We start from the raw sequence: 10,877 nt of genomic DNA, 5'->3' as shown, positions 1-10,877 counted from the left end.
CACACAGCCGATCGGGCACCGGGATCAACCCAGAAACAGACAACCGACCAGACGCAGGCTGCCGGTCGAGCGCTGCTACCGATTCCGGCGCAGCCGAACGACCTGACGCAGGCTGCTGGCCGAGGGCCGATAGCGGGCCGGCACAGATGGCCGACCGGACGGAAGCGGTCGGCCAGGTCGAGTCGGCGAGCCGGCGCGAGCCAGGCAGCGTTACGGGCATGGGGTGCACGACGAACGAGGTCGACCACCTCGGGCCGCCACCCGGTCCCGGCCCGGCCGCCGGCCGCGGCTTCTCCCGAAACCGGGCGAACCGCGGCCGCGCACGCACAGCCGGCACCGCGGTACTGCCAACGGCGCTCAACCCGCGACGGCCGCGTGGCCGCCGGCGGCATCACGTCGCGGCGCCCGCCGGGCACACACCGCCAACTACTCTCCGCCTGCGGAAATCACTCAGGAAGACCGGCAGAGCGCGCCAATCCTTCAACCAGAACATTAATCGGAGAAATGCACGGCCGCCACCCTTCCCGAGGAAGGGAAAAGGACCATCATCGCAGGCCTCGAAACCCGCCTGCGGAAAGCGCTTTCGGCAGCAATGAAGACGCGCGGATCGGTGTCCGCTGAGTTCACCCTGCCACGAGCGGGCCGCGCAACACCGAGTGGTTGGAATGCTGTGGGAGAAAGCGCATGCGGCAAACTTCAGAGAGTCCCCCGCCCCACGCACCATTTTCAAGGAAAGCGGTTCCACTCGCGCCTGAGGAGAGGCCGACATTCTTGAAAAGCGAGCCGCGGAGGCTCATGAAAGTCGGGTGCTGGTGCGTTGGCCAGCATCGGCGGGTGCCCGGCAGCGATGACCGGTGGGTGGATGACAGGTTGGCATCTGGTCGCGGGTTCGGGTCGGGCGCGGTGACGGTGATCGTGCGTGCCCCGGATGACCTGCCTGGTTATCGGGCGATCTTCGAACCCGAGGGCGGTTCGCGTGACATGGCTCCGGGTGACCAGCTGACCATCGTGATGACCGGCAGCGGGGCGAAGACGATTGAGGTCTACCCGTTCGACGGGGGCCTGGTGTTCTGGCGGCCGTTGGACATCGCCCTGGGCGACGTTGCGGTCCTCGACTCGGATGACCGCGAAGTCGAGGACATCTACTGAGCATCCGGGCAGAACCGGCGGCCGGACAGCGTGCCGACGAAAACGACCTGGGGTCGGATCAGAGCTGGCCGTGGTTCGGGGGCTGGATGTCGGCCAGGTCGTAGGCGGCCAAGTGGTGGTACTTCCAGTCGACCGGGTCGTGGACGCTGTGGGTTCGGGCGTTGCGCCAGTGGCGGTCCAGGTCGTACTTGCTGGCGGTGGAACTCGTGCCGCACAGGGCGAACAGCTCGGCGCCGGCCTCCACCGCGATCTCGCTGCCGAATGCCTTGGCCGCCGCCACCGCCAGCGAGCCGCGAGCGGCCTCGTCGGCTGACGGCGGGACCAGGCCGATCTCGTCCAGGGTGCGGGCCGCGTCGGCCAGCAGGGCCTCGGCCGCCCGGACCCGGGAGGTCAGGCGCCCATAGCGGTGCAGCACGTGTGGGTCGTCGGCGGCGGAGCGGGCACCGGCGCGCACCGCCTCGGTGGACGGGCGGGCCTTCTCGCGCAGGTAGGTGCGGGTGTCGGCGAGGGCGCCGCCGGCGATGCCGACCTCGATGGCCGCGTGGTAAAGCTGCGCGCGAGCCCCGAACTGCTGTGGCACCTCGAAGACGCCGGTGTAGTCGAACCACAGCTCGACCGGCACGCCGGTGAACGTTGCCGTGCCGCTGATCGTGGCCCGCTGACCCATCACGTCCCAGTCGGTGTCGACGTGCACGCCATCGGCGTCGCGGGCCACGAACGCCAGCGCGACCCGGCCCTCCGGCGTCAGCGCGCTCACGCCGATCCAGGCGCTGGTCAGGGCGCCGGTCGTGTAGTACTTCACGCCGTCGAGGCGACCCTGCGCCAGTCTGGTCTTCAGGTCCTGCGCGTGCTTGCCGCCCCGCTCGGCCAGCGCGTTGCCGATCCGGCGGCCGGCGAGAACCTCGGCGTAGAGCCGTTTGCGCAGGTCGGGACCGCCGTGCACGGCCAGCAGGTCGACCATCAAGAAGTGCGCCTGTGGCACCTGCGCGATCGCCGGATCGGCGGCCGCGATGATCCGCCCGACCTCGGCCAGCGTCGACGGGCCAAGCCCGGGGCCACCATCAGCGGCCGGCACGGTGATCGCCAAGAGCCCGGAGCCATCCAGAAGATCAAGGGCCTCTTGGGGTACGGCGTCAGCACCTCGCCGATCCCGTTCGACCGCTCCGGGCGCAAGAGCACGGGCAAGCTGATGGGCGGCAGCGACGGCTTCGTCATGGGTCATCGGCACGCCCCGATCCTAGGTGCGCCAGCCCAGCGCTTGTCAGTCGATTTTCGGCGGCGACGGGATCGCGCGCTCGGCAGCCCTTGCCCTCGAGGGCGAACCTGCCGGCGCGGTCGGTGACGTCGAGCGGAAAGGCGCAGCAAGCAGTCGCCGTGTTTCGCCGAGATCGGCGTCGGCGATGCCGCGTGCGGCTGCGGCCCCCGGAAGGCGCAGGCAGAAACACCCATATGGATACGGGATTTGCCGGGTCCCCGACCGCAATCGCGGGGCCGGCGTGGCACGCGGGCGCGAGCCCACTGCCACGCCGGGCCGCGACGCGGCTCTCGCGTGACTGCCGGGCTCAGGCGGCGCCGTCGTTCAGCCGGCTGCGGGAGCGGCCGCCGGCCTCGCGGGCGATGACCAGGCGGTCGATCTCGTCGCCCGCCTCGGTAACGGCACGCAGGGTGAGCGTGGTCGTGCGGCCGGCGTCGGCCGGTTTGACATCGACGGCCAAGAATGAATACCCGGTGTAGCGGACGCGGGACCAGGTCACGCTCTCGGTCACCTTCACCGCGCCGGACGCCCAGACGAACGACGGGACCTCGTCGACGTCGTTGACGTGGCCGGCGTAAGAGTCGGGGACGGCGAAGGCGTAGAGGCTGCGGCCCGCGGCGCCGGCCGTGACGTACGTGGTGCCGTCGGTGGCGGGGTGCACGGTCGAGCCGATCGGGGTCTTCTTCGACTTGCCGCCCTTGAGTGTGTCGGCGCGCTCGTAGATGTGGTTGTGGCCGTTGATGACCAGGTCGACGCCGTACTTGTCGAACAGCGGCACCCACTGGTTGCGCACGCCGCCCTCGGAGGCGTGGGCGGTGGTGGTGGAGTAGGCGCAGTGGTGGAAGAACACCACGACGAAGTCGACGTCGTCCTGCTCGCGCAGCCACTTGAGCCGATTGTCCAGCCACTTCGTCTGGGCGCCGCCGGTGTAGCCGACGTTGGCCGGGATCTCGAAGGACACGTCGTTCGGGTCGAGCGAGATCACCCCGACGTTGCCGTAGACGAACGAGTAGACGCCCTCGGACTGGACCGGGCCGTTGTCCGGGAAGTCCCAGCGGGCGAGCTGGCCGCCGTAGCCGTTCGGCGAGTAGAGCGCCTCCATGTCGTGGTTGCCGAGGCCGGCCATCCACGGCACCGACGCGGCGACCGGCTCGGTCTGTGCGAGGAACTGGTCCCAGGTGCGGGGGTCGAACGTGTCGGCCGGCAGTCCCTGGCCGTTGGAGTCGGCGTAGCAGAGGTCGCCGGCGTGCAGGTGGAACACCGGGTCCTGGGCCGCGAGCTGGCCGTCGTTACCGAGCGCGTGGTAGCTGACGCCCTGGTCACCGAACGCGGTGAAGGTGAACGGCGACGGAACGCGATGACGGGTCGGCGCGGTGGTGAACGAGTCGATCCGGCCGAAAGTGGTGAGGTCGGCCGGGTCGAATCCGTCGTGGCCGACCGCGTAGTAGTAGGTCCGGCCGGGCTGCAGGCCGTCGATCGAGGCGTGCACGTAGTACTGATCGGTCGCGTGGATCGTGGCCGACTCGGAGTGCAGCGCCCGGATCTCGGCCGGGATCTTGTGACCGAGGTTGAACGGCGCGTCGCCGAGCCGCAGGAACGGCCGGCTCACGGTGTGCGGGACCTGCCAGCCGACCCGGACCTGACTGCGCGGGTTGGGGCCCCAGGCGAGGTGCCGGCCGAACGGGACGACCAGTTTGCCGGGGACCTTGGCGGGCTGCTGCCAGACGGTGGCGCTCGCGGCGTTGGCGGGCACGCCGGCGGCAACCGCGCCGGCCGCGACCGCGGCGCCGGCGGCCAGCACCGAGCGACGCCGGTGTCCCCGCTGCCGGGTGAGGAGTTCGTGCTGCTCCGACATGCTCAACCGGGCGGTGAGATGGTCGGGCAGGCCCATGCGTGGGATGTCCATGCCCGCATGATCGATTGGCCCGGTTAAATCTGACTAAACTCAATCAGCCATACAAAAGACTTGACATGCGTCGAAGTCATTTCAGGAGATTTGGTCGCTCAATCGCAGGCGGGAACCGCCGGTGACCTTTCTCTCCAGCACCACCCGGTCTATTTCGACGCCTTTCTCGGTAATGGCGCGCAGGGTCATCGTGGTGGTCTCGCCCTCGATCGCCGGCTGCACGTCGACGGCCACGAAGGAATAGCCGGTGTAGCGGACCCGGGACCACTCGACGGTCTCCTTGACGCGGTCGCCGGCGGCGTTCCAGACGAACGCCTTCACCGCGTCGATGTGCCGCTCGTGACCGGCGTACGTATCGGGGGCGGAGAACTCGTACAACCCGCGGCCGCCCGCGCCGGCCGTGACGTACGTGGTCCCGTCGGTCGCCGGACGGACGGTCGCGCCGATCGGGGTCCGCTTCGACCGGCCATGTTTGATGGTGTCGGCGCGCTCGTAGATGTGGTTGTGCCCGTTGATGATCAGGTCCACGTCGTACTTGTCGAAAAGCGGCACCCACATGTTGCGCACCGCCCCGTCGGAGGCGTGCGAGACGGTCGTCGAATAGGCGCAGTAGTGGAAGAACACCACGATGAAATCGACGTCGGGCTGCTCGCGCAGGAACTTCAGGCGCCCGTCCAGCCACCTCGTCTGGGTTCCGTCGGTGTAACCGCGGTTGACCTGGATCTCGAAGGAGATGTCGTTCGCGTCGAGCGCCACCACGCCCACGTTGCCGTAGATGAACGAGTACGACCCGACCGCCTTGGCCGGCCCGTTGCGCGGGAACTCCCAGCGGGCCAGTTGGCCGCCGTAACCGTTCGGCGAGTACACCGCCTCCATGTCGTGGTTGCCGAGCGTGGCCATCCACGGCACCGACGCGGCGACCGACTCGTTCTGATCGGCGAACTGATCCCACCGCAGCGGGTTGTAGAGGTCCTCGATCTTGCCCTGGCCGATCGAATCGGCGTAGCAGAGGTCGCCGGCGTGCAGGTGGAAGGCCGGGTTCTGGGCGGCGATGCGCTGGTCGTTGTGCAGCGCCTGCGGGCTGACGCCCTGGTCGCCGAACGCGGTGAAGGTGAACGGGCCGGCGAGCCGGCGGCGCGACGGCGCGGTGCGGAACGCGTCGATCCGGTCGCTCTCGTAGCCGTGGTGGCCGATGGCGTAGAAGTACCGGGCGCCAGGCACCAGGTCGTCGATCGCGGCGTGCACGTAGAACTGGTCGGTGGCCGGGATGACGTCCTTGATCTCGGTGTGCAGCGGCCGGATCTCGGCGTAGATCTTCTCCCCGAGGGTGGCCGGCGAGTCACCGACCCGCACGTACGGGTGGCGGACCTTGTCCGGGACCTGCCAGCTCACCCGGATCTGGGTGCGCGGGCTGGCGCCCCAGGCGAGGCGGCGGCCGAACGGGATGATGACCTTGCCGGGCAGGTATTCGCGGGCGAAGGCCGGGGCGCCGGCCGCCAGCGCCACCGCGCCACCGGCCCCGGCGACCAGGAGGGAACGGCGCCGGACGCCCCGGTTCAGAAACTCATGCTGTTCGGGCAGGCTGAGCCGGACGGCGAGATGGTCCGGCACCCCCATGCTTGGCAGGTCCCCTGAGCGCATGATTCAGTACGTTATCAGTCGTTATGGCATTAAACCGGGCAAAGGCCCCAGAAGATCCAGAGTACGCGGGTCCGGGCCGTCGTAGAAGTGCTCGATCACCGGAATGAACGGTTCCTTGACCACCTGCGCGAACAGGGTCATCGACGAGCACAGCTTCAGGTCGTCCGGATAGCCGAAGATCTCGCTCGCCGTCCGGTCGTGCGCCAGCAGGGCGGTGGAGCACTCGATCAGGCGCGGGCCGAGCACCGGATGCTCCAGGTAGGCGCGGGCCTCCGCCAACCCGCTGATCGCGTAACGCTGCGCGACCGGGCTCAACCCGAGCCCCCGCAGCTGCGGAAAGATGAACCACATCCAGTGCGACCGCTTGCTGCCCGCACGGATCTCGGCCAGCGCCGCCGGATACACCCCGTCCTGCGCCGAAACGAACCGCTCAAGATCGAAACTCACCGCTCATCCCTCCGTCCAGAAATCGGACAACTCTCCGTTATACCTACATTCAGCGCCTCGAGGGCCGACAGTGGAAGAGTCCCACCTGATAGCGGGAGTCACTCATGTCGGAAGGCGAGTTCCACGCATACGTCGGCCTGCTGGCCTTCTGCGGCCTGGCGATGCTGGTCCTGGCGGTCCGCGGCTTCGACCAGCGGACCTTCACGCGTGTCCTCGACGGCCTGGTCGGCGTCGCCTTCCTCGGCTACGCCGTCGAGCTGTTCATGACCGGCCCCGGCGCCGGCCTCAACCGGGTCGTCTATCTCGCGCTCGCCCTCCCGGTGGCGCTGGTGCTGCACATGTTCCGGCAACGCCGCCAGGCGCGGGCCCGGCGATTCGCCGCCGGCTTCACCCCGCAGGTGTACGCCGAGGAGCCGCCCTCGACCCCATTGACCCCGTTCCCGCCGCCCCCGCAGCCGCTCGGCGAGGACCACCCCGGCGATGATCGTGCGGCGAGCAGCCCCCGCGCGGCCGGCATCTCCGGCCTGTCGAACCTGCCCCCACCCACCCTGCCACCGTCCCTGCCCGACCCGCCCGGCCCACGCCCGCCGATGCCGTCCGGCCTGCCGTCGGCGCCCCCGGCCGGCGGCCCGCCCCCAAAGCTGCCCGGCCTGCACGGCATGACCCCGCCGCCGGCCGCCTCGGCCGAGCCGGCCAACCCGCCGGCCTGGAACGGCCAGCGCTTCAGCGCCCTGGGCAACCCGTCCCTTCCACCCGACCCCGCCCTGCCAGCCGGCCCATCCACGCACCACGAAGCGGCCGGGCACCACGAGACGGCCAGGCACCACGAGACGGCCGGGCACCACGAGACGGCCGGGCACCACGAGACGGCTGGGCACCAAGCTTCCGCCGGGTATCACGGAAGTCCCGGGCACCACGAGCAGGCCGCGCATCCCGGTGCGGCTTCGGGCGCGCCGGGCGCTCATGAACCTCAGGAGCCGGAGTGGTCCGGAGGGTCCCGCGTTCCCGGTTGGCAGCAGCCGTCCTCACCCGATGCCGGCCGCTCCCCCGAGCCCGGATGGCAGCAGGCGCCCAGCGACTACTCGGAGCTTCGCCGGCAGTTGCCGGCCGCCGGTTCCCCCGAGCCGGAGTGGCAGCAGCCGACCGGCGGCCGTCACGAAGGCGCCGGCCCGCACGAGCACCCCGAGGCGGCCCGGCCCGGACGCCACTCCGGCGAGTTCGCACAGGTCGAGCCGAGACCGCCCGCGCCCTCAAGCCGACCCGGCGCGCACGGCGCCGATGAACAGCCATGGCAAGACCCAGCGACGCAGCGCGACACCCGTGGTTACCAGGAGCCGAACTCGCAGTACGCCTCACCCGATCACGCGGGAAACCACTCGCCTTACGGACAGGCCGAGCAGGCGGGATATCACTCGCCCTACGCCCCGGCCGGGCACAACCCGCCTTACGCCCCCGCCGGGCACCAGTCGCCCTACGGACCGGCCGACCAGACGGGAGACCACGCGCCCCACGGCCCGGCCGAGCAAGCGAGACACAGCTCGCCATACGGCCCGGCCGACCAGGCGGGGTACCACTCGCCCTACGGCATGGCCGCGGAGGCGCCGCGGAGCCCGACGCACGGCTCAGCCGATCAGGCGTGGCACAACGCTGCCCACGGCACACCCGAGCCCGCGCCGGACGCCGCCGGATACGGGGCCCAGAACCCGCCCTACGGCTACGGAAACGATCCGCGGTACTCGAGTAACCAACCTGAGGAGCGCTTCCCGGCATACGGCCAGGAGCAGCCGGGCCGGCACAGCGATTACAGCGCGGCCGACCGGCACAGCAATTACCGCGAGGACGAGCGGTTCGGCGAGTACCGGCCGGCCGAGCAGAAGTGGGACGAACGCGACGTGGCCGGCCACGACACGCACGCGAGCGGCGACACCCACGCCGAGCAGACCCAGGTGTGGGAGACGAGCACCCGCCTGCGGCAGCCGGCCTGGCTGTCCTCGCCCCCGGCCGCACCGGAACCCATCGCCGGGCCGCACCCGCCGGAGGACCCGGAGGAACCGGGCCGGCACTACCGGCCGCGCGAAACCGAGCCGGTCCAGCCACCGAGCGACTGGCCGCCGCGGCACGGCTGACCCAGCACGAGCGGCGCGGCTCAGCGGTTGTCGCCGCTGCCGCCGAGCACGCCTCGGCCCTGGCGGCTGGCGAGTTTGGCCAGGTTGGCCGTCGCGATGTCGTCGAGCGAGAGGTCGAGGTAGTCGGCCAGGACGGCCAGGTACCAGAGCACGTCGCCGAGTTCCTTGGCGACACCGTCCCGGTCGATCCGCGACTCGTCGCTGTCCAGATCCCGGACCCACTTCTTGAACTTCTCGGCGACCTCGCCCGACTCCCCGACCAGCCCGAGCACCAGGTGGAGAAGCTCGTTCTGCTTGTCTCGCGGGGCGGCCGTGCGCAGGGCGCCGCGCTGATACTCGTCCAGGTCCATGGCGAACCAGTATGGAAGATTGGCCGCATGGACTTCCGCCGCACCTACCGCTCGGCCGCCGTCGCCTACGTCGACCTCGTCTCGCGGGTGCCCGCCGGCCGGTGGGACGCTCCCGGCCTCGGTGACTGGACCGTCCGCGAGCTGGTCGGGCACACGGTGAGCTCGGCGTTGCGGCAGGTGCCGACGGTGCTGGAGACGGCGGCCGAGGAGATCGCGGTGCCGTCGCCCGAGGGTTACTGGGCGCTGGCCCGGCAGGTGCCCGCCGAGGTCTACGCCGCGGCCGTGGCCGCCTCGGGCGACGACGCGCACGCGACCGGCCTGGCGCTGGCCGACGACCCGGCCGACGCCGTGCGGGAGATGGCCGGGCGGGCCACCCAAGCGGTGGCCGCGGCCGGCGACGACGACGTGGTGACCACCGCGGCCGGCGGCATGCGGGTGCGTGACTGGTTGCCGACCCGCACGTTCGAGCTGGTGGTGCACGGCATGGACCTGGCCGCCGCGGCCGGCGTGCCGCACGGCATGGCCCCGGAGGCGGTCGCCGAGGCGATGGCCCTGGCCGCCCGCACCGCCATCGCCGTGGGCGACGCCGAAGCCCTGCTGCGCGCCCTGACCGGCCGGGGCGAGCTGCCCCCGAAGTTCTCGGTGGTCTGAACCTGAGGATTACTTCGGCCCGAACCTGATTGCAACCCGTTGGCAATCACCGTTCCGGGAACCGGGCCGAATAGGTGGGTATGACCGACACGATGATTGTTGAGCTGGGTCTCCAGTCCATGACGATCGCCGCGAAGATGGCCGCCCCGGTGTTGCTGACCGCGCTCGCCGTCGGGTTCGCGATCTCGCTGTTCCAGTCGGTCACCCAGATCCAGGAGGCCACGCTGGCGTTCGTGCCGAAGGCGGCGGCCTGCGGTGCGGCGCTGCTGTTCTCCGGCAACTGGATGCTGCACGAGATGATCTCTTTCACGCAGGGCCTCTTCGAGAAGCTCCCGATGCTGCTCAGCTGAGTTACGGCCGGCGGATCGCCACGATGTCGTACCGGATGTCGGGGGTGATCGGGGTGGTCAGTTTGCTGTTGACGACGTAGAGATGGCTGCCGAGCGCGGCGGCGGCAGTCGGGACCGCGAAGCCGGGGCCGGTGAGCGTGGTGGTGTGCGTGCCGGCGGTGCCGGGGCGGTTGAGGGTGAAGACCTCGACCGCGTTGGAGCGGTTGCGCACCACGTAGAGGGTGCTGCCCTCCAGCAGCAGGCCGTCGCCGTTGACCAGCGTCACCCCGCCCAGGTTGACCCGGGTCGCCGCGCCGGTGGCCGGGTCGGCCCGGAACAGCCACCCGGTGTTGGACTGCACGACCAGCAGCGCGCGGCCGTCGGGGGTGGCGCAGATGCCGTTGAGGTTGACGGTGCCGGCGGTGATGGTGATGCCGGTCAGCGGCAGCGCCGTGAGCTCGGCCCCGAGGGTGCCGTTCGCGGCGATCGGCAGCCGGTAGAGCGTCGGGCCGAACGCGTCGGTGAACCAGGCGGCGTCGCGGGTCAGGGCGACATCGTTGATGAAGGCGCCGCCGATCCGGTACGTCTCGAGCAGCTCGCCGGTGGCGACGGAAAGAACCCGCACGCCGCCGCCGGACAGGAACGCCCGCCCGCGGCCGTCGATCTTCACACCGTTCGCCGGCGCGTCGCCACCGGCCTGGATGAGCTCGCTGCCGCCGGCGCCGATGGTCAGGCCGACCCGATAGATCGCGCCGCTGACGCGCGAGGTGAGGTAGGCCGAGGAACCCGCGATCGCGATGCCCTCGGGCGCGAAACCCCGGGGCAGGTCGATGGTGCGCGGCGCCGACCCGCTCGCCCCGGTCGTGAGACGGCGGGAGCCGGCCGGGGCGAAGGCTCCGGAGAAAACGTTCGAGAGTGCGTCCACGATGCGCGTCTCCTCAGGAGCGGCTCGGGGAATCCCGGCCAGGGGGCGCGCTAAATATTGCCGAACCAGGGCGGACCACGTCCAGTCCTGAACGGAAA

At 70.6% G+C, this 10,877-nt stretch carries 10 protein-coding genes; 4 read left to right on the top strand and 6 right to left on the bottom strand.

Going from position 1 to position 10,877, the window contains the following annotated elements; genetic code table 11:
• Positions 1-858: 858 nt before the first annotated feature.
• Positions 859-1,149 (top strand): hypothetical protein, encoded by a 291-nt coding sequence (locus tag AB0E90_RS36185; protein ID WP_360416011.1) that lies wholly within the window; start codon positions 859-861, stop codon positions 1,147-1,149.
• A 58-nt stretch (positions 1,150-1,207) separates the two neighbouring features.
• On the opposite strand, the gene AB0E90_RS36180 is transcribed toward AB0E90_RS36185, so the two are convergent.
• The 4 genes from AB0E90_RS36180 to AB0E90_RS36165 form a co-directional block, all read right to left on the bottom strand.
• The gene (locus AB0E90_RS36180; protein ID WP_360416275.1) at positions 1,208-2,371 is read right to left on the bottom strand and encodes an acyl-CoA dehydrogenase family protein; all 1,164 of its coding nucleotides are present in this window, start codon (positions 2,369-2,371) and stop codon (positions 1,208-1,210) included.
• A 340-nt stretch (positions 2,372-2,711) separates the two neighbouring features.
• Positions 2,712-4,310 (bottom strand): metallophosphoesterase family protein, encoded by a 1,599-nt coding sequence (locus AB0E90_RS36175; RefSeq protein WP_360416009.1) that lies wholly within the window; start codon positions 4,308-4,310, stop codon positions 2,712-2,714.
• Between the two features lie 81 nt (positions 4,311-4,391).
• On the bottom strand, positions 4,392-5,951 hold the full coding sequence (locus AB0E90_RS36170; protein WP_360416007.1) for a metallophosphoesterase family protein: 1,560 nt from the start codon (positions 5,949-5,951) through the stop codon (positions 4,392-4,394).
• A 21-nt stretch (positions 5,952-5,972) separates the two neighbouring features.
• Positions 5,973-6,398: a DUF1810 domain-containing protein gene (locus AB0E90_RS36165; RefSeq protein ID WP_360416005.1), complete on the bottom strand. Its 426-nt coding sequence runs from the start codon at positions 6,396-6,398 to the stop codon at positions 5,973-5,975.
• Positions 6,399-6,502: 104 nt separating this feature from the next.
• On the opposite strand from AB0E90_RS36165, the gene AB0E90_RS36160 reads away from it, so the two are divergent.
• Entirely contained in the window at positions 6,503-8,524 is a 2,022-nt protein-coding gene (locus AB0E90_RS36160; RefSeq protein WP_360416003.1) for a hypothetical protein, read from the top strand.
• A 20-nt stretch (positions 8,525-8,544) separates the two neighbouring features.
• On the opposite strand, the gene AB0E90_RS36155 is transcribed toward AB0E90_RS36160, so the two are convergent.
• Positions 8,545-8,874, bottom strand: coding sequence for a nucleoside triphosphate pyrophosphohydrolase family protein (locus AB0E90_RS36155; RefSeq protein WP_360416001.1), 330 nt, complete (start codon positions 8,872-8,874; stop codon positions 8,545-8,547).
• 27 nt (positions 8,875-8,901) lie between these two features.
• Here AB0E90_RS36155 and AB0E90_RS36150 point away from each other — a divergent pair, with 27 nt between their 5' ends.
• Together AB0E90_RS36150 and AB0E90_RS36145 are read left to right on the top strand one after the other, a co-directional pair.
• Positions 8,902-9,525, top strand: a complete 624-nt coding sequence (locus AB0E90_RS36150) for a maleylpyruvate isomerase N-terminal domain-containing protein (protein WP_360415999.1) — start codon at positions 8,902-8,904, stop codon at positions 9,523-9,525.
• Positions 9,526-9,617: 92 nt separating this feature from the next.
• Entirely contained in the window at positions 9,618-9,875 is a 258-nt protein-coding gene (locus AB0E90_RS36145; RefSeq protein ID WP_360415997.1) for a flagellar biosynthetic protein FliQ, read from the top strand.
• 1 nt (position 9,876) lies between these two features.
• On the opposite strand, the gene AB0E90_RS36140 is transcribed toward AB0E90_RS36145, so the two are convergent.
• Positions 9,877-10,779 carry a superoxide dismutase gene (locus tag AB0E90_RS36140; protein WP_360415995.1) on the bottom strand — a complete coding sequence of 301 codons (903 nt, stop codon included), beginning with the start codon at positions 10,777-10,779 and terminating at the stop codon, positions 9,877-9,879.
• Between the last annotated feature and the right edge of the window lie 98 nt (positions 10,780-10,877).

It is taken from the genome of Actinoplanes sp. NPDC026619 (assembly GCF_040638295.1).
Taxonomy (GTDB): Bacteria; Actinomycetota; Actinomycetes; order Mycobacteriales; family Micromonosporaceae; genus Actinoplanes.
This window is presented reverse-complemented; position numbering and strand designations above follow the sequence as displayed.